Origin of the sequence: Thermoactinomyces vulgaris (assembly GCF_005886755.1) — a bacterium.
Classification (GTDB): domain Bacteria; phylum Bacillota; class Bacilli; order Thermoactinomycetales; family Thermoactinomycetaceae; genus Thermoactinomyces; species Thermoactinomyces vulgaris.
In genome coordinates this window covers 653412-677527 of record NZ_CP039710.1, presented here as the reverse complement: position 1 = coordinate 677527, position 24116 = coordinate 653412, and the positions used below count along the sequence as shown (strand labels likewise).

The following is a 24116-nucleotide window of genomic DNA, read 5'->3' as shown; positions in this document are numbered from 1 at the left end:
CTACATTTTGTCAGCCCGAGAAACCTCGGGCCTTTTTTGTTCAATCCCCTATCATTTTCCCCATTTTTCCTGCCGCTTCCATCATATACGGGACAAATTGCTCCATCTTGTCCACATTCATCCGGGAAACCGGACCGGACACGGCCAGCGCCGCCACCAATTTTTCCCGGCGGGAAAAGATCGGAACCGCCACTGCGGCTGTTCCGGCTTCCCTTTCTTCGATGCTCACCGCGTAACCGTCTTTCCGGATCTGTTTCAGTTGGTTCAGGTATTCAGACTTTTCCACATGGTCCGGCCATTCGGATTCGGCCAGCACTTTTTGCAACAGCGCCGGCTCCGCAAATGCTACCAGAACTTTACTGGAAGCTCCGACGGTAAGCGGCATCCGGACCCCGACCGGGGCCACCCGGCGAATTGCCTGATTGCTCTCGACAGCCTGAATGCGGATCCGCTCGATGCCGTCATAAACATACAAACTGACGGTCTCATCCAATTCATCCCGCAGCCGCTCCATTTCCGGCAAGAAAAGCACGGCGGGATCCTTGGACCGGTTTAAATGGGCGGAAAGCTCCCAAATCCGGAAACCCAGCTGATATTTTTCGGTATCCGGGTCTCTCTTCACAAATCCTTTGCTCTCCAAGGTGGCAAGCAAACGAAACACCGTGCTTTTGTTCAGCCCCGTGCGTTCGGCGATTTCTGTCATCCCCAGCCTGGTTTCATCCACAAAACACAACAAAATATCCAGTGCACGCTCAGCTGCTCGGACTGTCGATTTTTTTTCTCCACTCAAAATCAAGTCTCTCCCCCGTGTTTCACTCTGTGAAACTCATTTTTCAAATATTATACTCCTCTCTTTTCCATTAGAAAACGGAAATTTTGACAGAAAACAAAGAGATCGGTCTTTTCATGCGTCGTTCCAAAAGAATAAGACGTCTGACTTGTCCGTTTTTTTGCATTTTTTATAAAGAGTCTATACAAGTTTAAAAAAACATTGTATAATGAAGACGAATTTAGAACTTAGTTTCATCTGATGAAACAAGACGTCTCCCTCAGCGTGCCTTATTCCTTGCACTTTTCCCGCTTTTCATTCAGCCACCGCTGATGTGAAAGCTTTTTCATCTTTCTTCAAAGGAGGTTTTCCCATGGCAAAAGACTTATACAATGTGCGCTCCACGTTAAAAGTGGGCAACAAAGAATATGTTTACTATCGTCTGGACAGCTTGGAAGAACAAGGGATCGGAGAAATCTCCCGGTTGCCTTTCTCCATCAAAGTGTTGCTGGAAGCCGCCCTTCGCCAATATGACGGGAAATCGGTCACCCAGGAACATATTGAGCAGTTGGCTTCCTGGACCCAAAACAAGGATAAAAAGGAAATCGGATTTAAACCGGCCCGCATCGTTTTGCAGGACTTTACCGGTGTGCCGGCAGTCGTGGACTTGGCGGCATTGCGCTCTGCCATGAGCCGGGTGGGCGGCGATCCAAAACGGATTAACCCGCTGATTCCGGTTGACCTGGTGATCGACCATTCGGTGATGGTGGATCGTGCCGGAACTGAAGATGCACTGCAATACAACATGGATCTGGAATTCAAACGGAATGAAGAACGCTACCGCCTGCTTCGCTGGGCTGCTGAATCCCTTGACAATTTCCAAGCGGTTCCGCCCGCAACCGGAATTGTCCACCAGGTGAACTTGGAATACCTGGCCCGTGTCGCACAAACCCGTGAAGAAAACGGGGAAACAGTGGTATTCCCGGATTCCCTCGTCGGAACCGACTCCCACACCACCATGATTAACGGACTCGGCGTCGTCGGTTGGGGCGTTGGCGGAATCGAAGCGGAAGCCTGCATGTTGGGGCAACCATTGTACTTCATCACCCCGGATGTCATCGGATTCAAATTGACGGGGCAACTTCCGGAAGGGGCAACCGCTACCGACCTCGCGCTTACGGTCACAGAAATGCTCAGGAAGAAAGGCGTCGTCGGCAAATTTGTCGAGTTCTACGGTCCCGGCTTATCCAACCTGAACCTTGCTGACCGGGCCACAGTGGCAAACATGGCGCCGGAATACGGTGCAACAGTCGGTTTCTTCCCGGTTGACGAAGAATCCTTGAACTACCTCCGCACTACCGGACGGGACGAAAACCTGATTCAACTGGTCAAAGCTTACTATCAGGCACAAGGCTTGTTCCGGACCGATGACACTCCGGATCCGGTATTCACGGACACCATTGAACTGGATCTCAGCACGGTGGTTCCAAGCCTGTCCGGACCGAGACGCCCGCAAGACCGCATTGAACTGAACAAAATGAAAGAAGCTTGGAACGAAACCTTGCGCAAGCCGATTGATGAAAGCGGCTTTGGTCTGACGGAAGAAGAAATCAGCAAATCCGTGCAAGTCACCCGCCAAAATGACCGTTTTGACCTGAAACACGGTTCCGTGGTGATTGCCGCCATCACCAGCTGTACCAACACGTCCAACCCGTCCGTCATGGTGGGAGCCGGTTTGGTGGCGAAAAAAGCCGTCGAAAAAGGTTTAAGTGTACCGGCTTATGTCAAAAGCAGTTTGACACCCGGTTCCAAAGTGGTCACCGAATACCTGGCCCAGGCCAATCTGCTGGAACCGCTCGCCAAACTCGGCTTTACCGTTGCCGGTTACGGATGTGCCACCTGTATCGGAAACAGCGGGCCCCTCGCAGACGATGTAAGCAAAGCCATTGAAGAAAACGATTTGACAGTGGCTTCCGTTCTGTCCGGAAACCGGAACTTTGAAGGACGCATCCATCCGCTGGTAAAAGCCAATTATCTGGCTTCTCCGCCGCTGGTTGTTGCTTATGCGCTTGCCGGAACCGTCAATATTGACTTTGAAACCGAACCGATCGGTCACGGCAAAGACGGCCAACCCGTCTATCTCAAAGATATCTGGCCGACTTCCCAAGAAATCAGCCGGGTCATGAGCGAAGCCATCAGCGCGGAACAATTCCGCAAACAATACAGCCGGGTGTTTGACGCCAACGAGCGCTGGAATCAATTGCCAACTCCCAAAGGCGTTCTCTACGATTGGGACGAAAACTCCACCTACATTCAAGAACCGCCGTTCTTCGTGGATATGTCGGTGGAAGCGGAAGAAATCGCTCCGATTCAAGACGCCCGTGTTCTCGCTCTGTTGGGAGATTCCGTCACCACGGACCATATTTCGCCGGCCGGAAGCATCGCCCCCAACAGCCCGGCAGGGAAATATCTCCAAGAACATGGCGTCAAAGTAAAAGACTTCAACTCATATGGTTCCAGACGCGGGAACGACCGGGTCATGACACGCGGAACCTTTGCAAACATCCGGATCCGGAACCAAATGGTGCCCGGTTCTGAAGGCGGAGTGACCGAACATGTTCCGAGCGGGCAAGTCATGTCCATTTATGATGCGGCCATGAAATACAAAGAAGAAAACACGCCACTCGTCGTGATTGCCGGAAAAGAATACGGCACGGGAAGCTCTCGTGACTGGGCGGCCAAAGGAACCAACCTGCTCGGGGTAAAAGCTGTCATCGCCGAAAGCTTTGAACGGATTCACCGCAGCAATCTGGTCGGCATGGGCGTATTGCCGCTTCAATTCAAAGAAGGGCAAAGCTGGAAAACATTGAACCTGACCGGAAAAGAAACCATTGACATCCTCGGCTTGAATGATGACATCCAACCGGGGCAATGCCTGACGGTTCGCGCCACCAAACCGGACGGCGAGACCACGGAATTTGAAGTCACCGTCCGCCTCGACAGCGTTGTGGATGTGGAATACTATAAAAACGGCGGCATCCTGCAAACGGTTCTGCGCCAAATCTTAAAAGACAACCAATAAGCTGAATAACCCGAAACAAAAAACCTCCCGGGACTTTCCCGGGGGGATTTTTTTGGGGACAAACGGCGGGGAGATCCAACGACAGGCTCAATCTTTGGCTTCCATCCACATTCCTTTGACAATGGCCGATTTGATGATCCAGCGGTCTTGATCCCGGATGCAAGGAAAGCGAATATCCTGCTCGCGATGGTACAAATAAAGGTGGCGGTCGGTCTCCAAGATCACCTGGCTCTCCCGGATCATCCGGTCAATTTCATGTCCGGAGATTTTTCGGTTCAAGCGTTCTTCCAGCCGCTTCCGCAAATGATAGGAAAAATGGTAAGAACGCGTTTCAAAGATGTTCCCTCCCTTGGCTTAATTCTTTCAAAAAATGGTAAACCAAGTCCCTTTGAAACTGCGGAAGCGTTCTCATCATTGCCTTTGTAAATTGATATACCCCCATTTCCCGGACCATGTCCTTGATAATGGTTTTGGACTCTTCCGACACAACGCCGAATTCTTTGGAAAGGTCTTGAATGATTTGATCCACTTCGTCTTGCGGAACCTCTTTTTTGGGGAGTTCATTTTTGACATTTTCCAATAATCGAAAAGGATTGTCTCTTTTATCCATATACATCAAACTGAACTCTACTTTATGGTCTTCCTTCACTTGCCGCACCTCGGCATCCATCACCTGGTTGACTTCCACGGTCACCCCGTCGGGAATTTGGGATATATGGATCAGTCCCGAAGCCATATGTTCATCCTTGGTCACGACAAAGGCGCCGTAATCCATGATCCGGGTGATGCGAACCTTGACTATATCACCAACCGCATAAGGCAGCGGAGCTTTCCTGTCGCTATGTAGGAACTTGTCGATCCGTTCATCAATGCTCATTTCCGCTCTCCTCCCCCTCAGAAACGATTTTCATTCCATTATAAATACAGATACGAAAAAAGGGCAAAGTGATTTCATTGTCCACGCTCTTCACACCCTCGCCCTCGTTTCATTTATACAATATATTCTCTCTCTTCGCTGAACGTCATTAAAATTAAAAGTGATGTTCTTTTCTAAGATAAGAAAAAGCTTGCATCGCTTCGTACCAAGCCTGTACCGTTCCCTCCGTGACACCGGATGTCAAAATCTTTCGACTCCCCAGGCGCCTGCAAGCTCCCGATTCCAACAACATCAAATCATTTGCGCATTCTGCCAAGTCCATGTCTGTGGTGGTCGCAAACAAGGTAATTTGTCCTCTTTTGCGTTTTTTCAATTCGTGCATCAACAAATAACGTCCCCATGGATCCAATCCTTCCGTCGGCTCATCCATGATCCAGATCGGGGCGGGCACAATCAGGCTGCGGGCCAACAAAAACCTTTTCAAAACCGCTCCGGAAAGTTCGTACAGAGGCACTTTCCGATAACCGGCCAATCCCCATTTTGCAATGATTTCCGCAATTTTTTTCCTGGGATTTGGAACGCGCATCAACTGCGCATGCATGAAGAGTGAAGACTCGATGGTGGTATCCTGGTTCAACCGTTGGACATGCGGGGTATAGTGAATCAGTGATTTGAGAAAGGAAAGGTCTGAAAGGCCGGAATGCAACATTTTCCCTTTCGACCAGACATGCGGTTCTTTTTTATGGGAGAAAAAAACAATCCTGCCGTCATCCGGAACCATTTTCAGGGCGGTCAGCTTCAACAACGTTGTTTTTCCCGAACCCGCAGGGCCCAACAAGGCCGTCACCCCTTCCCGGACGGAAGCGGAAAAATCTATGAGCCCCGTCATCCTCATACGTGAAACCTGCGCCTTTTGACCAAAAACTTTCCGCACGTGATGCCACTCTATTCTCAATTTTCATGCACCCTTTCTCCAACCTCTCACAGGTACAAAAAACAAAGATCTTTTCCAAGGATTTTCACATTCAACCAAAAATGGAAGATATCCCCTGATTCAGGGTTTGTTTAATTTAAGTATAACGGACAAAAAATATCCTGTCTAAAATGAGGATTGTGAATATATTGCAAAATCGTGACAAAAAACCTTCAAAAATAACAGATTCCAACCGAATGGGGATCCCGTTTGTTTTTCTTCTTCTTTTATATAAATTTATTCTTTGGCGATTGACCTCCCGTGAAATCTGTGATAGCTTGAAAGGGACAGCAACTAAATAGGGTCAAAAAACGGGAGCTTGGAGTCAGCCAGGCTGAGAGGGCGGAGAATTCTGCCGCCGACCGTGTACCTGATCTGGGTAATGCCAGCGTAGGGAAGATGACGGGACTCGTGTCCCCTCATCGTTTTGATCACTTCCCCGATCCATACGCATCAGGTGTATGGTTTTTTTGTGTCGTATTCGCCCTTCGTCCGTTTTGGCCACTGGTTGCAATCACCAAAGGAGGGCAATATTGATGGAACGTTATTTCTATCCGAACAGCAAAAAAGTTTATGTCAAAGGGTCCAGACCCGATCTCCTCGTTCCCATGCGGGAAATTTCCCTTTCCCCCACCACCGACTGGCGCGGAACCCGTGCCAATGAACCTCTCCGCATCTATGACACAAGCGGGCCTTACACCGATCCGGAAGCATCCATTGATTTGAGACGAGGATTGCCAAAATTGCGAAGAAACTGGATTTTGGAACGGGGCGACGTGGAAGAAACCAAAGGCCGCCCGGTCCAGCCCGTCGACAATGGATACCGCTCGGAGGAAAAGGCAAAAACGCTTGAATCATTTCCTCATCCCAACAAACACCCGTTAAAAGCAAGACCCGGAAAAATCGTCACCCAGATGCATTATGCCAAAAAGGGAATCATCACGCCGGAAATGGAGTTTGTCGCCATTCGCGAACAGTTGGATCCCGAATTCGTGCGGCAAGAAGTCGCCAGCGGCCGGGCCATCATCCCCGCCAATATCAATCATCCGGAATCCGAACCGATGATCATCGGCAAAAACTTCCATGTCAAAATCAATGCCAACATCGGAAATTCCGCGGTTTCCTCTTCCATTGAGGAAGAAGTTGAAAAAATGACCTGGGCCACCTTATGGGGAGCCGATACCATCATGGATTTATCGACCGGAAAAAACATTCACAACACCCGGGAATGGATCATCCGCAATTCACCGGTTCCGGTTGGAACTGTTCCCATTTACCAGGCACTCGAAAAGGTCAACGGGGTTCCGGAAGACTTGACATGGGAAATTTACCGCGACACCTTGATCGAACAAGCCGAACAAGGGGTGGATTACTTTACCATCCATGCCGGCGTGCGGCTCCATTACATCCCGCTCACGGCCGAACGCACCACCGGAATTGTCTCGCGCGGCGGTTCGATCATGGCCGCATGGTGTCTGGCCCATCATGAGGAAAACTTTTTATACACACACTTCCGCGAGATCTGCGAAATTCTGCAAGCTTATGACATTTGCGTTTCTCTCGGTGACGGCTTGCGTCCGGGATCGATTGCCGATGCCAACGACAAAGCCCAATTCGCCGAACTGGAAACGCTGGCGGAACTGACCCAAATTGCATGGGAACACGATGTGCAGGTGATGATCGAAGGACCGGGACATATCCCAATGCATAAAATTAAAGAAAACGTGGATATTCAGCAAAAACTGTGTCAAGAAGCTCCTTTTTACACCCTGGGGCCGCTGACCACGGATATCGCCCCCGGCTATGACCACATCACGTCTGCCATCGGTGCGGCGATGATCGGCTGGTATGGCACCGCCATGCTTTGCTATGTGACTCCGAAAGAACATCTGGGGCTCCCCAACAAACAAGACGTAAAAGAAGGGGTCATCGCATATAAAATCGCCGCCCATGCCGCCGATCTGGCCAAAGGGCATCCGGGAGCGCAAAAACGGGATGATGCGTTGTCCAAAGCACGGTTTGAATTCCGGTGGGTGGATCAGTTCAATTTGTCCCTGGATCCGGTCCGGGCAAGAGAATTCCATGATGAAACCTTACCGGCCGAGCCGGCAAAAACCGCCCACTTCTGCTCGATGTGCGGCCCCAAATTTTGCAGTATGAAAATCACGCAAGATATCCGGGAATATGCGGACAAACAAGGATTGACCCTGGAAGAGGCCGCCAAAAAAGGGATGAAAGAAAAAGCCCGGGAATTTAAGAAAAAAGGCTCTTCCCTCTATCAATAATTCCGGTCAAGGGAAAAAAGACCCACCGGTTCATACATCGGCTGCCGCCCCAACTTCGTCTCATAGCACGCAATTTGCCGGACCCGCCATTCGATGTTTTGGAAGATGGAACTCATCCCGGGCGTCAGTGTAAAGTTTGGCTGCCGGCATTTGCGGGCAATCGTGACATGGGGGCGGTATGCCCGTTTTTCAGCCGGAAAGCCGAGCGGTTCCATCGTCCGGACCACTTGTTTTTGCAAGCGGTACAAAGCGTCAAGATCTCCCGAAACACCGGCCCACAAAATGCGCGGCTGATGTTCCCTGCCAAACGTCCCGAGACCGGACAGTTTTAAAGAAAACGGTTCCGTTCCTTGGGCACAACGGGGCAAGGCGCTTAAAATTTGTTCTTTTTTCTCCGGGTTGACATCGCCCAAAAATTGAAGCGTAATATGGTAATCCTCTTCAAAGACCCAGCGGGAAAAATCGCATTGTCGCTTCAACATGTCACTTCCCCGGGCCAAATGCCGTTTCACTTCCGGCGGTAATTTCACGGCGATAAACAAACGGGATTCGTGTGCCATCCCCGATTCGACCTCCATTCCATGCTGAAAAGGCTCAGCGGTCATCGCCGAGCCTTTTTTGCATATGGATTTATTGGTTCAATGCTTTTTTGGCGGCAAGAATCGGCGCTTCATAATCCGGATGATTGGTGGATTCCGGTACGTATTCCACATAGACGATCTGATCATTTTGATCCACCACAAACACGGCCCGGGCCAACAAACGCATTTCTTTAATGGCGACACCGTAAGCCGTTCCAAACGACAAATCGCGGTGATCGGAAAGAGTTTGCACATTTTCCACACCGGCCGCCCCGCACCAGCGTTTTTGGGCGAAAGGCAGGTCCACACTGACGGTCAGTACTTTCACCCCGTCAATGCCGCCCGCTTCTTCGTTGAAACGGCGGGTTTGCGCATCACAAACTCCTGTATCCAGAGACGGAACCACACTGATAATCCGGACAAACCCTTTGCTGTCCGCCAGTGTGACTTCGGACAAATCATTTGCCAACACTTTAAAATCCGGGGCTTGGTCCCCGACTTTCAACTCCGGGCCAAGCAAAGTGACCGGGTTTCCTTTAAATGTTACAGCACCTTTTCGTTCGATGGCCATGAGCATTTCCTCCTTTAAAAAGTCATCTTCTTTATCTTAACACTGTTTGAAAACAAAAAAAATAAACATCCCCCTTCACAAATGGAAGGGGCTCTGTTTCTCTGTCGAAAAGGCCCGTTTTTTTCAAAAATCGGGGTTTTTATTCTTCTGATGAACCCGACTTCCGGCTCAACACCCCGGAAAGGAAGGAAAGCATAGTGTGGGTTGCCGTTTTGACCGACACCGATCCCACATCCCGCATGGGATCCAGGCAAACAATATCCAATGCCTTGACTTTCGGTTCTTCCCCCAGCCGGAACATGGCCTCAAACAATTCCCGCGAATACAAACCGCCGGGATGGGATCCGGGGGAACCCGGCAGAAATGAAAGATCAAGCACATCCATATCCACGGTCACATAGATGGAATCCACCAATTCAGTCAATTTGGACAGAGCTTCTTCAAAGACCGCAGGAAATCCTTTTTTCCAGATTTGATGCATGGTATAAAAAGTGATTCCTTTTTCTTCTGCATATTGGCGGTAGATCCGGGAATTAGCAAAGCCGTGGATGCCGATTTGGACAATCTCTTTTCCTTCCAGTGTGCCGGACTCCAACAATCCGCGAACCGGCGTCCCGTTGCTCGGACCTCCGCTTTCCAAGCTCCGCACGTCAAAATGCGTGTCAAACTGGAGCAGACCGGTCTTGCCGGGCGGACGGGCTTTTTTCCATGCCTTGACCGACGGGCACGTGATGGAATGGTCCCCTCCGATGATCACCGGCAAAAAGAAGTCCTGTTTCTGTGTCTTTTCATAAACTTCTTCCATTCCTTTTTCAATGTAATGATGGCAAAGCGGGATATCCGTCACATGCATGCGGACATCGCCCAGATCCCGCACCGTCAAGCGGGTTAAATCGGCATCATGATCCACATCATAGGTGGAAAAGCTTTTCCAGCTTTGCCGGACGGCCCACGGCGTTTCACTCGCTCCCGAAACGCTGATGGAAGAACGGGACAAAGGGACTCCGATGACTCCGACATCCATGGTTTCTTTCCCGTTCCACGGCCGGATCCACTCACTCACTTTCGGATCATTGGGATCAGCCGTCTGAACACGGTGGACAAAGGGGGGCGGATTCAAATAACGAAAGTTCATCCTTCCTTCCTCCCTAAACAACCCATTTTCCTTTTTTCATCACTCGTTCCACGTCATTGGATCCGTAATGATACGTCAAATGCAGATAGTTGGGCACATCGAATACAACCAAATCCGCTTGCTTGCCGGGCTCCAGACTTCCGATCCGGTCCGCCCGGCCGATGGCATGAGCGGCATTGACGGTCACCGCTGTAATCACCTCTGCCGGGGTCATCTTCATGTGAAAACAAGCCAGATTCATCATCAAAAGCAAGGATTCGGTCGGGGAAGAGCCCGGATTGCAATCCGTCGACAAGGCCACCGGCACCCCGGCATCAATCATCTTTCGCCCGTCGGCAAAGGGGGCCATCAGGAAAAAGGCCGTTCCCGGAAGCAAGACCGCCACCACTTTCGCTTTGGCGAGTGCGCGGATTCCTTCATCGGACGCTTTCAGCAAATGGTCCGCGGAAATGGCACCGATGCGGGCAGCGAGTTCCGCCCCACCCGTCGGTTCGATTTCGTCCGCATGAATCTTCAGGATCAGGCCGGCCGCTTTGGCCGCCCGGAGGATCATTTCAGACTGTCCGACGGTAAACACGCCTCTTTCGCAAAAAACATCGCAAAATTCAGCCAAATGCTCCGAAACCACCCGCGGTATCATCTCGTCCGTGATGAGCCTGACATACGCATCCGGTTGTTGTTGGTACTCCTTCGGGATCGCATGCGCCCCCATAAAAGTGGATACGATCTCCACCGGATGCTCCTCATTCAATCGTTTGGCCACTCTGAGCTGTTTCAGTTCATGTTCCAGGGACAGCCCGTATCCGCTTTTCGCTTCAACGGTGGTCACCCCGTTCTTTAAAAACCGGTCCAGCCTCGCTTTGGCTTGCTCCGCCAATTCATCGGCACTCGCTGCCCGTGTTCTTTGGGTGGTTGACAAAATTCCGCCGCCGGCCTCCAAGATCTCCAAATAGGTTTTCCCGTTTAAGCGCATGTTCAGCTCATCTTCACGGGAACCGGCATACACCAAATGGGTGTGCGGATCAATGAGCCCCGGCATGATGACTTTTCCCGTCGCATCCCAATGGTTCACCTTTTCCCATGAACCCCATCGTTTCCGCGCTTCACTCTCCACTTCGTTGCGGGTCCCGACGGCAATGATCGTGTCTTTTTCAACAGCCACCGCCCCATCTTCGATGATGCCCAGATCATTCATTGCTTTCCCGGTTTTCGGGTGTTTGCCGGCCCCTTGCAACGTAAGCAATTGGTTTGCTCCGGTAATCAGCCACTTCTCCATTTCCCTCACTCCATCATCGGAATCTGAATCCCGTGCTTTTTCGCCGTTTCGACCGCCTTTTCATATCCGGCGTCCACATGGCGCACGATCCCCGTGCCCGGATCGGAGGTCAACACCCTTTCCAGGCGCCTCGCCGCCTCTTTGCTGCCGTCTGCCACCACCACCATGCCCGCGTGGATCGAATAACCCATCCCGACACCGCCACCATGATGGATGGACACCCAGCTTGCCCCGTTGACCGCATTGATCAATGCATTCAACAGCGGCCAATCTGCAATCGCATCACTGCCATCTTTCATTGCTTCGGTTTCACGATTGGGAGAGGCCACCGAACCGCAGTCCAAATGATCCCGTCCGATGACAACCGGCGCCTTCAGTTCGCCCGATGCCACCATTTCATTGATGATTCGTCCGAATCGCACTCTTTCGCCGTAACCCAGCCAACAAATACGGGCCGGCAAGCCTTGAAATTGCACCTTCTTGCGGACCAAATCGATCCAGCGCACCAAAGAGGGCTGGTCTTTAAATTCCCGTTTGATCACTTCATCCGTTTTATAAATGTCTTCCGGATCGCCGGACAAGGCCACCCAGCGAAACGGACCTTTTCCTTCACAAAACAGCGGCCGGATAAAAGCCGGGATGAATCCGGGGATGGAAAACGCTTCTTTCACTCCTTCATCAAAAGCGGCCTGCCGGATGTTGTTTCCGTAATCAAAGGCAACCGCCCCCCGTTCTTTCATCGCCAACATCGCCTTGACGTGTCCGGCGATACTTGCCTTGGCTTTTCGGATATATTGCTTCGGATCGGTCTTGCGAAGCCGCTCGCATTCTTCCAAAGTCATCCCGGCAGGGTAATAACCGTTCAACGGATCATGAGCCGAGGTTTGGTCGGTCACCAAATCCGGAATAAACCCCCGTTTCACCATTTCAGGGAGACATTCGGCGGCATTTCCCACGAGTCCGATGGACAAGGGTTTGCCTTTTTGTTTGGCCGCTTCCGCCATGCGGATCGCTTCATCCAGACTGTCCGTTTCCCTGTCCAGATAACCCGTTTGGATTCTTCGCCGGATGCGGGAAGGATCGCATTCGACCGCAATGATCACCCCTTCGTTCATGGTGACGGCAAGCGGTTGCGCGCCTCCCATTCCGCCCAACCCGGCAGTGACCGTGACCGTGCCTTTCAAACTGCCTCCGAAGTGTTTCCTTGCGGCTTCGGCAAACGTTTCATACGTCCCTTGCAAAATCCCCTGGGTCCCGATGTAAATCCAGCTTCCTGCCGTCATTTGCCCGTACATGATCAAGCCTTTTTGTTCCAGGTCACGAAAGGTCTCCCAATCAGCCCAAGCCGGAACCAGATTGGAATTGGCCAGCAAGACCCGCGGCGCATCCGGATGCGACTTGAAAACCGCCACCGGCTTTCCGGATTGAATCAGTAACGTTTCGTCATTTTCCAACGCTTTCAGCGAGTGCAGGATCGCATTAAAACATTCCCAATTCCGGGCGGCTTTTCCCATTCCCCCGTACACCACCAGCTCTTCGGGACGCTCCGCCACTTCCGGATCCAAATTATTCATCAACATCCGGTAAGCGGCTTCTTGAACCCACCCCTTGGTTCTTAAGTCCGTTCCCCGCGGAGCGCGGATCTCTTGCCTCTTTCCATTCACCACAGATGGCTCCTTTCGGAATTTTCCTTGTAAACGCAATATTATTTATATTTCGCTTTCACCTTATCATGCTGGAAAACCAAGAGGCAAGCCATTCCGTTATTGAGTTAGCTCAGCACAGGAAACGGACGAAAATGCCCTCTCCCCCTTTTCTTTCATGTCCCCCGGATTTTTGCTATATTGATGAAGAATGCATTTCAAGGAGTGAGCATCCATTGAGTATGGAGATTTCCGATTTGGCGGCCGGGAAACTGCACTGGCTGCTTTACCAGGAGCAGCAGTCGGAAAACCATCCGTTGGGGGTGAAGATTGTTTCTCTCACTTCCGGGTGCAACAGCCCGGTTTATTCCCTCGAAATCACGGAAACGGATCCGGCCTGTGAACAAGAAAACATCAAAGGCATCCCGTTCATGTGGCAAGCCGGCGAAAAGGAATGGATCCAAGGCTTAAAGATCGATTATGATCCGGTCCGCAGAAAATTTTCTTTGACCCATCAACATCCGCCACGCATGCCCGACTGCCCGATTGCATGAAATAATAACAGAGACACAAAAAAACGGAGAGGGGAATCATGCTGACAAGCAAATGGTTTTGGTTCGGATGGCTGTCCGCCCTTTTTTTCTGCGGGGTTTTTGTCTTCGTTCACCTGTGGCAATGGGTTTCCCGTTTTGATCATAAAGATCCGCCGGAGGAACATGCACAAGTCGGAATCGTGTTGGGAGCGGCATTATGGAATCAACAGCCGAGCCCGGCCCTGAGGGAGCGTTTGGAGCTTGCTTTGCAATTGTACAGGCAAGGGAGAGTGGATTATCTCATTTTATCCGGGGGACTGGGCAACAACGGGATCACAGAAGCGGAAGGAATGAAAAACTACCTGGTGGAACGCGGGGTTTCCCCCGCCCATCTTCTTCTGGAAGACCGTTCTTCCAACACCAGGGAAAACCTGCTGTATTCTGCACAAATCATCAAACGGACGGGGTTTGAGAAGATCACCGTCATCACCCATGACTATCACATGTTGCGGGCTTTGAATTATGCCCGGCAAGCCGGCCTGGAAGTGACAGCTTCGCCCGTTCATTCCAAGGTATTATTCCTTCCGTACCATAAAGCACGCGAATGTCTGGCCTTGATCAAGCAACAAGTGTTTAAACACTGAACGGACACAACGGAAGCCTTAATGGTCCTGATTTTCCATCTTGACCACTTCCTTTCTTAACACCGGGTCCGTCAGTTCGATCACGATCCGCTCCGGGACGGCATCCAAACGGGCATTTCCGTTTAAAAAGGCGATTACCTTTTTCACATCCCGTTTTAACCGGTCCAAGTTGATCCCCATCCACTCTTTCTCCGGATAAAGCGACAGCTTTTCCAAAGCACTGGTGAGCAATTTTAAAGCTCCGTTCCGGTTGTCGTTTTGCAAATGGTACAATCCGACAGCCACTTGGAGCAATCCTTGGTAAAACGGTTCCCTGCCCTCTTCGAGCCACAGCTCTTCCAACATATCGTGGCATACATAGTAGTCACAGACCGTGTTAAAATAATGAAAAAAGGCAATATATAAAGGGGAATAAGGCTCCACGGATTTTCACTCCTTTAAAAAACGGCAGAGAGGATGGAGCAAATTTGAATTCTGGCACGCCCAGCAAGGAAAATCTGGAACAAATTGTCGAAGAAATCAAAAGCAACCTGAGATTGGTCAATGCATCCATCATCAGACCGGAAGATTTCTGCTTGGATCAATATGATGAATTGTTGGAAATCCATCAACTGATCCGGAAAAAAGAAGGCCGGCTGACGATGATGGAAATCGAAGGGATACTGGAGGAGTTAAGGGAACTCCGGACAAACGCAAAATGAAGGCAGGGTTTTCCCCTGCCTTGTTTTTTATGTAAAAATTTTGGCCAATGGTTCGGGCAATGCAACCGATTTTCTTTTTTTCAGGTCGATCGTGACACTGGTCACTTCCGCATCCGCCACTTTCTCCCCTTGTTCATTATAAATTTCATGTTTGAGCACAAAACTGGTTCTTCCTTTCCGGACAGGCTCTGTGGATATCACCAGCTTTTGCCCCAACAACGCTTCCTTCCGATAGTTAATGTTTATGTTGACAGTCACTGTTCCCACTCCCATCTCCGTAAACACATCAAACGGGAGTCCCATTTTGTTGTACCAATCTTCACGGCTCCATTCCATATACTCTAAATATTTCGCATTATTCACATGCCCCATGACGTCGATTTCCGTCGGCCGCACTTCAATTTGAATGGAGGTTTTCATCTCTTTCTCCCCTTTTTGAGATCAAAATAGCGATTTTTTCTTTGTCTGAAAGGCATTTTTCTTGATATCGTCGATCATCTCCAAAATCTCCAGCCAATATTGGTGATCCTCGACCAACCCAAATTTCCGCGTAAGGTATTCATGATTCCAAACAAATGCACGTAACGTAAATGCGTTGACCACCACGGCCTGTCCCTGACAGGATTCATAAAAACTTTTGTACAGAATGGGTTTCATTTTCAAAAAAGCCGCCTCCATCAACTCATCCTGTGCGACTCCGTGTTGCCGGACATAAATGCCCGGCCGGATCTTTTTCCACTCTTGCAAGATCCGCTTGTTTAAAAAACTTTTCTGGTATTGGACAAACGCTTTTTGTTCCTCTTTCGTCACTTCCCCTTTGCTTCCCGCAATCTGATCCATGATGTGGAAAATGGTGTTTAATTGAGGGGGTGACAAGTTTTCCGGCTTTTGGTGCCTGACATAAATATTTTTGTGTTTGAGAGAAGGAATCAACTCACCCATTTTTACGGCAACAGTTCCGCGCCAACCATTGCAAACCTTCAGAAACAACTGAGCCCATCGATGATACCAATTCATCTGCTTCACCCTTAACCATGCATGAATTGCCAGACCAAAAAAGATTATTTTCAGAAATATTCCCTTCCCATTATAATACGAAAAGTCCCCAAGCAGTTTAAATCGCGATTATTTTTAAATTTCCGTCAAATCTCGCCAAAAAAGTGCCCCGTGAAAGATTCACGGGGCACCGGGTCCGAAAAGCTTACCGGTTCACCATATGGATGGCGTGGCCCAAGACGCCTTCGGCCGCTTCCATGATTGTTTCGGTCAAGGTCGGATGCGCATGAATCGTCAAAGAGAGATCTTCTGCGTTGGCACCCATTTCCACGGCAAAAACGGCTTCTCCGATTAATGTGGAGGCTTCCGGACCAACAATTTGAACGCCCAAAACCTGTTTGGTTTCGGAGTCGGCGACGATTTTGACGAAACCGTCAGCCTGATTCATCGACAAAGCGCGTCCGTTTGCCTGGAAGGCAAAGCGGCTGACCACCGGATCATAGCCTTGTTCTTTGGCTTCTTCTTCCGTCAGGCCGGTGTAAGCAATTTCCGGATCGGAGAAGACAACAAACGGCATGGCTTGATAGTCAATGACGCTGTTCATTCCAGCAATGGCTTCCGCAGCCACTTTTCCTTCGTAGCTGGCTTTGTGGGCCAACAGTGCACCTCCGGCGCAATCTCCGATGGCATAGATGTGATCCACATTGGTGCGGCATTGATTGTCGATTTTAATAAAGCCGCGTTCATCCAGTTCCACTTGAGCGTATTCCAATCCCAATTCGTCGGTGTTCGGTTTCCGACCGACCGCAACCAGGCAATAGTCTGCGGTAAATGTTTTTTCTTCCCCGCCGACCGTGGCTTTGATTTCCACTTCTTCGCCTTTGTTTTCGCCACCTTGAACCATGGCTTCCGTCATAACGTTGACGCCCAGTTGTTTCAAGCGGCGCATCACCATTTTTGTCAATGCCGGATCGCTTCCGGGGAGAATGGATTTGGCTCCTTCCAAAATGGTGACTTCTGCACCCAGTTTCGCATAAGCGGTACCCAATTCCAGACCAATGTAACCGCCGCCCACAACCACCAAGCGTCCGGGAACTTCTTGCAATTGCAGCGCTTCGGTGGAGGAAAGGATCCGTTTTCCGTCAAACCGGAGAATCGGAAGTTCAGCCGGACGGGATCCCGTTGCAATAATCACATCGTTAAATTTATAAGTCTGGCTGGAATCGTCCGTCACAACCCGGACCGAATCGGTGCCGTTAAAGTATGCTTCTCCGCTGATGATCTCCACTTTGTTTCCTTGCAACAGCGATTTCACACCGCCGGTCAACTTTTTCACAACGCCGTCTTTCCATTTCATGAGTTCCGGCATGTTCACATTGACATCCCCTGAAACTTCGATCCCCATCTGATCCGCTTCTTTGATGGACAAGAAACGTTCAGAAGCGGTGATCAAAGCTTTAGACGGAATACAACCACGGTTCAAGCACACGCCGCCCAAAGCATCTTTATCGACAATGGTCACTTTGCGTCCCAGTTGTGCGGCACGAATGGCTGCCACATATCCACCCGGACCGGCTCCGATCACCAGAACATCGACTTCTTGTGCAAGATCTCCCACTACCATATCAGCTCATCTCCATCATTAAGAGTTTTGGATTTTCCATCAACTGTTTGAACCGACGCATAAATTGTGCAGCCAAATCGCCATCCACCAGACGATGGTCAAAGCTCAAAGATGCAAACATTTGCGGGCGGATGACAATCTCTCCGTCACGAACCACCGGTTTTTCCTGGATGGTTCCGACGCCCAGGATGGCCACCTCCGGATAGTTGATGATCGGGGTGAAGAATTGAGCCCCGTATCCGCCGAGGTTGGAAATGGTAAAGGTGCTGCCTTTCAATTCGCTGGGATCCAGTTTCATTTCGCGTGCTTTGGTTGCTTTTTCGGTGATTTCCTGAGCGAGTTCGAAAAGCGATTTGCGATCGGCATCTTCAATGACCGGCACCATCAAACCATGGTCGGTCGCGGTGGCCAGACCGATGTTATAGTATTTTTTGATGACAATCTCTTCTCTTTCTTCATCGATGGACGCATTCAGTTCCGGGAACTCACGCAATGCAGCGATGGCCGCTTTGATCATGAACGGCAGGTAGGTCAATTTGATTCCGCGTTCTTGCGCCACTTCTTTTCCCCACTTGCGGATGGCCATCAATTCCGTTGCATCGATTTCGTCCATCAAGGTGACATGAGGAGCGGTATGTTTGCTTTCCACCATGCGTTTGGCGATGGTGCGACGGATGCCGCGCAGCGGAATGCGTTCTTCGTCCCCTCTGGTTTCCACCGGTGTTTTTGGCTCCACGGTTTTCCCTTGAACCGGTTGCGTTTCCGGTTGGGCTGCCGCTTCAGCTTGCCCGCCTTCTGCAAACCGTCTGACGTCTTCGGCCAAAATCCGGCCATGTTTTCCGGTTCCGGTTACCTGGGAGATGTCGACTCCCAACTCACGCGCCAATTTGCGGACAGACGGCATCGCCGATACATTCCGTTTGTTGCCGGCTTGCTCCGGAGCCGCTTTTTTCTCTTCCTTGGCTTCCTGGGCCGGTGCTGCCGTCTCTTCGGCCGCGTCTTCTTCTGCCACCTCTGCTTCTTCGAAATCTCCTTCTGCATCGATGATGGCAATCACCGAGTCGACGAGCACCACATCCCCTTCTTTGACTTTGATCTCTTTGATCGTCCCCGATACCGGAGAGGGGATTTCCACAACGGCTTTATCAGTTTGCACTTCGGCAAAAATGTCAAATTCCTGGATGGTGTCTCCTTCTTTGGCGTGCAGTGTCACGATTTCGCCTTCATGAATTCCTTCGCCCACATCCGGCAGTTTAAATTGATATGCTGCCACGAAAATAGCCTCCTTTTCTGTTTTCATGTTTAAGAAAGGACGCGGTGATGTCGAAACCACCGCATCCATCGGTATGTGTCTTTCCGGCACACTTTTTTACAATCAGAAGTCGAGTACTTCGGTAATTCCTTCCACCACGCGTTTGACATCCGGAATCCACTGGTCTTCGATCATCGGGAATGCGATGACGGTATCCGGAGGAGCAATCCGTTTGACCGGTGCTTCCAGTTTCAAGATGGCATGTTCATTGATTTGAGCAATCACTTCTGCCGCAATTCCGGAAGATCTTTGAGCTTCCTGTACCACCACGGCACGTCCCGTTTTTTCCACCGATTGGATGATGGTTTCGGTATCCAGCGGGCTGAGCGTGCGAAGATCGATCACTTCCACTTTGGTTCCGCGTTCTTTTTCCAGTTGCTCTGCCGCTTTCAAGGATGTATGAACCATGGCACCGTACGTGATCACCGTGACATCGGAACCTTCCCGAACCACGTTGGCTTTACCGATCGGAACGGTGTATTCCCCTTCCGGAACGTCTGCTTTTTGCGAGAAGTAAAGTTTCAAGTGTTCCAGGAAGAATACCGGGTCATTGTCCCGAATGGCCGAAATCATCAATCCTTTGGCATCATACGGATTGGAAGGCATAACCACTTTCAACCCTGGTGTTTGGGTGAGCAATCCTTCCAACGGATCCCCGTGAAGTTCCGGCGGTTTTACTCCTCCGCCAAGCGGTGCGCGGAACACGATCGGGGCATGAAAACGGCCGCCGGTCCGGTAACGCAAGCGGGGAGCTTGTACACAAATCGAATCCATGGCTTCAAAGATAAAACCGATAAATTGGATTTCAGCAACCGGACGGAATCCTTGGCTGGCAAGACCGACTGCCAAACCGCCGATTCCGGATTCGGCAAGCGGTGTATCAAAGACGCGATCTTCCCCGAATTCTTTTTGCAATCCGTCACTGACACGGAACACACCGCCGTTTTTCCCCACGTCTTCCCCAAACAAGAGTACGTTCGGGTCCCGTTTTAACTCGACACGAAGTGCATCATTAATTGCTTTTACCATTGTCATTTGTGGCATGGCTTATTTCCCCTCCTTTGTATATTCCGCTTTTTGTCTTTCAAGGTTCGGAGGCGTGACTTCAAACATGGAGTCAATCAAACCAGAAATGGTCATTTTCTCATATTTATCCGCTTTTTTAATTTCTTCGGAAACGGTTTGTTTTGCTTCCTCAATCACTTGGTTTTCGTCTTCTTCCGTCCACAGTCCTTTAGATTGCAAGTATTTGCGGAAACGAACCAACGGCTCGATTTTTTCATATTGTCCCGGTTCATCTTCCGGACGGTAACGGGACGGATCGTCACCGGACATGGAGTGCGCTCCGAGACGGTAGTTGATGGCCTCGATCAAGGTCGGTCCTTCACCGTTGCGGGCACGGTCGGCGGCATCTTTCACCACACGGTACACGGCCAGGACGTCCATTCCGTCCACTTGCACGCTGCGAATACCGGCAGCGACCCCTTTTTGTGCGACGGATTTTGCCGCTGTTTGTTTGCGGAACGGTGTGGAGATTGCATAACCGTTATTTTGCACGACAAAAATGGCGGGCAATTGATAAGCGCCGGCAAAGTTCATTGCTTCATAGAAATCCCCTTGGGAACTTCCTCCGTCACCGGTGAAGGTGATGGCAACGCGTTTTTCCCCGCGGCGTTTAAACGCCATGGCCACACCGGATGTTTGCACATATTGCGCCCCGATAATGATTTGGGGAACCAGGACGTGCACATCTTCCGGAATTTCCCCGCCGTGCTGATGGCCGCGGGACCACAGGAACCCTTGGTACATCGGATAGCCATGCCAGTAAATTTGCGGGATATCCCGGTAACCCGGCAAAATAAAATCATCTTTATTCAAAGCGTATTCGCTTCCAATCATCGTGGCTTCCTGCCCGGAAACCGGCGCGTAGAACCCCAGGCGTCCTTGGCGGGCGAGGCTGACCGCACGCTGATCCCATGTACGGGTAAAGACCATTCTTCTCATTAATTCTCTCAACTGTTCATCGCTTAACTCCGGCATGTGTTCTTCATTGATCACTTCCCCTTCCGGAGAAAGGATGGCAAACGGCTCTAACGGTTTCAGGCTGACTTCCGCTTTGCCAAAGACGGCAGCTTGTTTTGTTTTTGCCATGATTCATTCACCTCTTTGAATTAGTCTCAAAAAACCAATCAGTGAAAGCGTTTCACTGTTACACCCATTTTTTTATTCTGTTTTATAACAACAAAAATAATCAAGGGAAAGCAATTGATTTTATTAACTTTTTTGCTTTGAAACAAATGGCCTTTCCTCAATAATACAACTCACAGCAAATTTGTCAATCGCTCAAGAGCATCATTTTGTACTTTCCTTATCTTACCCATCCACAAACACGCTCCATGCATGTTCCCGGATGCATTTCATGTTCATCAAAAAACAATTGATGATATTAAATATTCAAGAAATAAATCCCTTTATAATTAAATTAAAAAATGGTACATTCTATAGAAAGGTTTTTGATTCTCTGAATAATAATCCATTAAATTTTTAAACGAAGAGGTGACGTTTCATGTGCGCTTTTTTGGAAGCGGACCCGCCCATCAGCCAAACCTCTTGACTCAGAACAGAAATCACAGCAATTCATCTCAGACCGTCAGATATACATACAAAAACAACACCAAAAGGCCTGGAAATTTGTCCAGGCCTTTCAGTGTTCCGAAAATTGCGGCATGACATTTTCCCATTTGACCGGTTCCGAAAAACGAATCTCCCCGGTCCGCTCTGCTTCCGGTATCCATGCATGCCTTTTATGAAGTGACACTTCTATTTTACTAATCCGCAAATGATCCACTTGTTTCACCCGAAACAACAAATGGGAAAAGGCGACTTGGTCTCCGACTTCAGGCGCTTTCTCCAACCGGGAGAAAAGCCATCCGCCGATGGTGTCATTGTGATCGTCCTGAATATGACAATGAAAAACCTGATTCACCTCGTCGATCAACCATCCCGGATCGATCTCCATCTTGATTGAACCGGACAGCGGTTGCCTTTCTTCAGGCAACGGACGGGGAATCTCTTTCAGCATCATATTCATGATGTCTTCCATTGTGACCAGTCCGGAGGTTCCACCAAATTCGTCGATGACCACCGCCAGTCTGATGTTTTCCTGCCGAAAAAGGCGAAGCATGGCTTTGAGCTCCATCGTCTCGGGCACAAACATCGCCGGACGAACCAAATCCCTGACGGAAAAGTCATCGCCTTCCCTCATCTTTTCAAACACGTCTTTGATGTGGATCACGCCGAGAATCTCATCTTTGTCTTTCCCGCAATAAGGAAACCACATGTGGCTTGACTGCCGGATCGTCTGAAACATCTCCTGTTTCGATTGCCCTTTATACAGGCAGACCATTTCCACCCGGGGAACCATCACTTCCCTCACGACACGGTCAACCAATGCAAAGACATTATCCACCAGAGCAAAAGCGGTTTGATCAATCACCCCGTGTTGATAGCTTTGCTCCAGCGATTGCCGGATCTCTTTTTCCGATGGAACCCTTTGCTCGCCTGCATCCATTCCCAGTTTCCGCGAGAGGAAAACGGTCAATTGCCGCAAAATTTGGACAACCGGACGAAATACATGGTAACAGCCAAGCACCCAAGGCGTCAAAAAGCACATTAAATTTTCCGGTTTGGAAAGAGCAAAAAGCTTCGGAAAGATCTCGCCAAAAACCGCATGCAACAATGTCAACAACAAAAAAACCAAGAAAAAAGCAATGATCTGAACGGCTCCGTCTGACAGGCCGAAACGGTTCAGCCCGGATTCCATCCATTGAAACAAAAAAGATCCGCCCATCCATCCCAAACCGAGAGAGGATACCGTCATCCCGAGTTGCGCGGCAGAAACATATTGGTGGATATCCAACCTTTTCAACGACATTTCCAGCCTCTTCTTTGCCGGCGTATGACGCACCATAAGCTCTGCTGCAACAAAAACGGAATTAAACAGCACCAATAAAAGAACGACTCCAAGCACCCACCAACTGTCAGGATCTTCCAATTGTCAATGCCCCCTAAAGCGTTCTCGTTCTTATTATAGCAAAAAAACTCTTTATGAGACCGTATTCCGGCCCACAAAGAGTTTTCCCCCTCTATACCACCGCTTCAATGCCGGCCCAGGTTTGAATCGCGTAGGCCACCCCGTGTTCATCATTGGTGCGTGTGACATAACGGCAGGCTTTTTTCACTTCTTCGTCCGCATTTCCCATCGCCACACTGACGCCGGCCCGTTTCATCATGGAAAGATCATTGAATTGATCGCCCAGGACCATGACTCGTTCCATCGGAATCCCATGCAGCCGGGCGAAAAACTCCACTGCGATCCCTTTTTGCGCTTCGGGATGATTGATTTCGATATTTTGCCCGTTCGAGCTGGTCACACAAACCCCGGCAACCGATTTTGCTTTTTCGCGCGCTTCGGCCAGTTTTTCTTCCATCAACGAAAAAGCCAGGACTTTAAAGACGGGGGATTTCGCTTCCTCCATCACATCTTCATAATACCGATCGCAAATTTCCGTCGTGCGAAATTGTTTTTTGGCCAAATCCCGAATCCAGTCCTGAACCTTCGAACGATCGATTTGAAGCCGGTCCAGCTCTCCTTTTAGATTTTGAAATCCGTCGCGATTGCAGTAAATCCCGCCGGAGGTGTACAGCTCATGATAAATCCCCGCTGCCCGGAAGGCTTCATGCAGCTTCCGGACTTGATTTACATCCAGAGAAATCTCCCGGAGAATCATCCCTTTTTCCGACCGGATGCAAGCGCCGTTCAAATGGATCAAAGGCAATCGGAGGCCGGCTTCCTCGAGAACCGTGACGGCGCCTTGGTACGAACGCCCGGTTGCAATGACCACCAAAATCCCTTTTTCCCGGGCCAAACGCAACGCCTTTTGATTTTCCGGACTGATCTTCCCTTCGTGATTCAATAATGTTCCATCCATATCTGTTGCAATCATTTGAACCATGTTCCCCACTCCTTCCCGATGCTGACAAATCATTTCTTACCCCAACCAACCATCCCTTAACCATCCTGAACCAAATCATGTATAATGGTCAATGGAATT

At 50.0% G+C, this 24116-nt stretch carries 23 protein-coding genes; 5 read left to right on the top strand and 18 right to left on the bottom strand.

Annotated features, from left to right (window positions below; genetic code table 11):
- Nucleotides 1-40 precede the first annotated feature (40 nt).
- The gene (locus FA954_RS03460) at nt 41-790 is read right to left on the bottom strand and encodes an IclR family transcriptional regulator (RefSeq protein ID WP_037993182.1); all 750 of its coding nucleotides are present in this window, start codon (nt 788-790) and stop codon (nt 41-43) included.
- 352 nt (nt 791-1142) lie between these two features.
- On the opposite strand from FA954_RS03460, the gene acnA reads away from it, so the two are divergent.
- The gene (gene acnA, locus FA954_RS03455) at nt 1143-3851 is read left to right on the top strand and encodes an aconitate hydratase AcnA (protein WP_062843298.1); all 2709 of its coding nucleotides are present in this window, start codon (nt 1143-1145) and stop codon (nt 3849-3851) included.
- Nucleotides 3852-3938: 87 nt separating this feature from the next.
- Here the strand turns inward: acnA and FA954_RS03450 are convergent, their stop codons facing one another.
- The 3 genes from FA954_RS03450 to FA954_RS03440 form a co-directional block, all read right to left on the bottom strand.
- The gene (locus FA954_RS03450; protein ID WP_037992942.1) at nt 3939-4130 is read right to left on the bottom strand and encodes a hypothetical protein; all 192 of its coding nucleotides are present in this window, start codon (nt 4128-4130) and stop codon (nt 3939-3941) included.
- Nucleotides 4131-4182: 52 nt separating this feature from the next.
- Nucleotides 4183-4728 (bottom strand): S1 RNA-binding domain-containing protein, encoded by a 546-nt coding sequence (locus tag FA954_RS03445; RefSeq protein WP_049720534.1) that lies wholly within the window; start codon nt 4726-4728, stop codon nt 4183-4185.
- A 154-nt stretch (nt 4729-4882) separates the two neighbouring features.
- Nucleotides 4883-5617 carry an ABC transporter ATP-binding protein gene (locus FA954_RS03440; RefSeq protein ID WP_062843297.1) on the bottom strand — a complete coding sequence of 245 codons (735 nt, stop codon included), beginning with the start codon at nt 5615-5617 and terminating at the stop codon, nt 4883-4885.
- A 620-nt stretch (nt 5618-6237) separates the two neighbouring features.
- Between FA954_RS03440 and thiC the strand changes: the two genes are divergently transcribed.
- Nucleotides 6238-7986, top strand: a complete 1749-nt coding sequence (gene thiC / locus FA954_RS03435) for a phosphomethylpyrimidine synthase ThiC (protein WP_049720536.1) — start codon at nt 6238-6240, stop codon at nt 7984-7986.
- Here thiC and thpR read toward each other — a convergent pair.
- The 5 genes from thpR to hutU all read right to left on the bottom strand — a co-directional run bounded on the left by thpR (nt 7980) and on the right by hutU (nt 13213).
- The gene (gene thpR / locus FA954_RS03430; protein WP_037993185.1) at nt 7980-8546 is read right to left on the bottom strand and encodes an RNA 2',3'-cyclic phosphodiesterase; all 567 of its coding nucleotides are present in this window, start codon (nt 8544-8546) and stop codon (nt 7980-7982) included. The two genes, thiC and thpR, sit on opposite strands and share 7 nt — an antisense overlap.
- Nucleotides 8547-8616: 70 nt before the next feature.
- A complete protein-coding gene (gene tpx / locus FA954_RS03425; RefSeq protein WP_037992946.1) occupies nt 8617-9144 on the bottom strand; it encodes a thiol peroxidase in 528 nt (175 codons plus the stop codon).
- 133 nt (nt 9145-9277) lie between these two features.
- Entirely contained in the window at nt 9278-10273 is a 996-nt protein-coding gene (locus FA954_RS03420) for an agmatinase family protein (protein ID WP_138614866.1), read from the bottom strand.
- 13 nt (nt 10274-10286) lie between these two features.
- On the bottom strand, nt 10287-11549 hold the full coding sequence (gene hutI, locus FA954_RS03415) for an imidazolonepropionase (protein ID WP_138614865.1): 1263 nt from the start codon (nt 11547-11549) through the stop codon (nt 10287-10289).
- A gap of 5 nt (nt 11550-11554) precedes the next feature.
- On the bottom strand, nt 11555-13213 hold the full coding sequence (hutU, locus tag FA954_RS03410; RefSeq protein ID WP_138614864.1) for a urocanate hydratase: 1659 nt from the start codon (nt 13211-13213) through the stop codon (nt 11555-11557).
- Between the two features lie 215 nt (nt 13214-13428).
- Here hutU and FA954_RS03405 point away from each other — a divergent pair, with 215 nt between their 5' ends.
- Together FA954_RS03405 and FA954_RS03400 are read left to right on the top strand one after the other, a co-directional pair.
- On the top strand, nt 13429-13746 hold the full coding sequence (locus FA954_RS03405) for a hypothetical protein (RefSeq protein WP_138614863.1): 318 nt from the start codon (nt 13429-13431) through the stop codon (nt 13744-13746).
- Between the two features lie 38 nt (nt 13747-13784).
- Entirely contained in the window at nt 13785-14369 is a 585-nt protein-coding gene (locus tag FA954_RS03400) for a YdcF family protein (RefSeq protein WP_049720539.1), read from the top strand.
- A gap of 18 nt (nt 14370-14387) precedes the next feature.
- On the opposite strand, the gene FA954_RS03395 is transcribed toward FA954_RS03400, so the two are convergent.
- On the bottom strand, nt 14388-14792 hold the full coding sequence (locus FA954_RS03395; RefSeq protein ID WP_049720540.1) for a DUF309 domain-containing protein: 405 nt from the start codon (nt 14790-14792) through the stop codon (nt 14388-14390).
- 44 nt (nt 14793-14836) lie between these two features.
- Here FA954_RS03395 and FA954_RS03390 point away from each other — a divergent pair, with 44 nt between their 5' ends.
- Nucleotides 14837-15070 carry a DUF1128 domain-containing protein gene (locus FA954_RS03390; protein ID WP_037992954.1) on the top strand — a complete coding sequence of 78 codons (234 nt, stop codon included), beginning with the start codon at nt 14837-14839 and terminating at the stop codon, nt 15068-15070.
- A gap of 27 nt (nt 15071-15097) precedes the next feature.
- Here FA954_RS03390 and FA954_RS03385 read toward each other — a convergent pair whose 3' ends face one another.
- From FA954_RS03385 to FA954_RS03350, 8 genes are all read right to left on the bottom strand, one after another.
- The gene (locus FA954_RS03385; RefSeq protein WP_037992957.1) at nt 15098-15490 is read right to left on the bottom strand and encodes an acyl-CoA thioesterase; all 393 of its coding nucleotides are present in this window, start codon (nt 15488-15490) and stop codon (nt 15098-15100) included.
- Between the two features lie 21 nt (nt 15491-15511).
- Nucleotides 15512-16087: a hypothetical protein gene (locus FA954_RS03380; protein ID WP_138614862.1), complete on the bottom strand. Its 576-nt coding sequence runs from the start codon at nt 16085-16087 to the stop codon at nt 15512-15514.
- Nucleotides 16088-16271: 184 nt separating this feature from the next.
- Entirely contained in the window at nt 16272-17690 is a 1419-nt protein-coding gene (gene lpdA, locus FA954_RS03375) for a dihydrolipoyl dehydrogenase (protein WP_037992959.1), read from the bottom strand.
- A gap of 1 nt (nt 17691) precedes the next feature.
- The gene (locus tag FA954_RS03370; RefSeq protein ID WP_049720541.1) at nt 17692-18963 is read right to left on the bottom strand and encodes a dihydrolipoamide acetyltransferase family protein; all 1272 of its coding nucleotides are present in this window, start codon (nt 18961-18963) and stop codon (nt 17692-17694) included.
- A gap of 102 nt (nt 18964-19065) precedes the next feature.
- The gene (locus tag FA954_RS03365; protein WP_037992963.1) at nt 19066-20046 is read right to left on the bottom strand and encodes an alpha-ketoacid dehydrogenase subunit beta; all 981 of its coding nucleotides are present in this window, start codon (nt 20044-20046) and stop codon (nt 19066-19068) included.
- Between the two features lie 3 nt (nt 20047-20049).
- Nucleotides 20050-21153 (bottom strand): pyruvate dehydrogenase (acetyl-transferring) E1 component subunit alpha, encoded by a 1104-nt coding sequence (gene pdhA, locus FA954_RS03360; protein WP_037992965.1) that lies wholly within the window; start codon nt 21151-21153, stop codon nt 20050-20052.
- A 553-nt stretch (nt 21154-21706) separates the two neighbouring features.
- On the bottom strand, nt 21707-23056 hold the full coding sequence (locus FA954_RS03355; protein ID WP_037992966.1) for a hemolysin family protein: 1350 nt from the start codon (nt 23054-23056) through the stop codon (nt 21707-21709).
- 91 nt (nt 23057-23147) lie between these two features.
- Nucleotides 23148-24017, bottom strand: a complete 870-nt coding sequence (locus FA954_RS03350; RefSeq protein WP_175413166.1) for a Cof-type HAD-IIB family hydrolase — start codon at nt 24015-24017, stop codon at nt 23148-23150.
- Between the last annotated feature and the right edge of the window lie 99 nt (nt 24018-24116).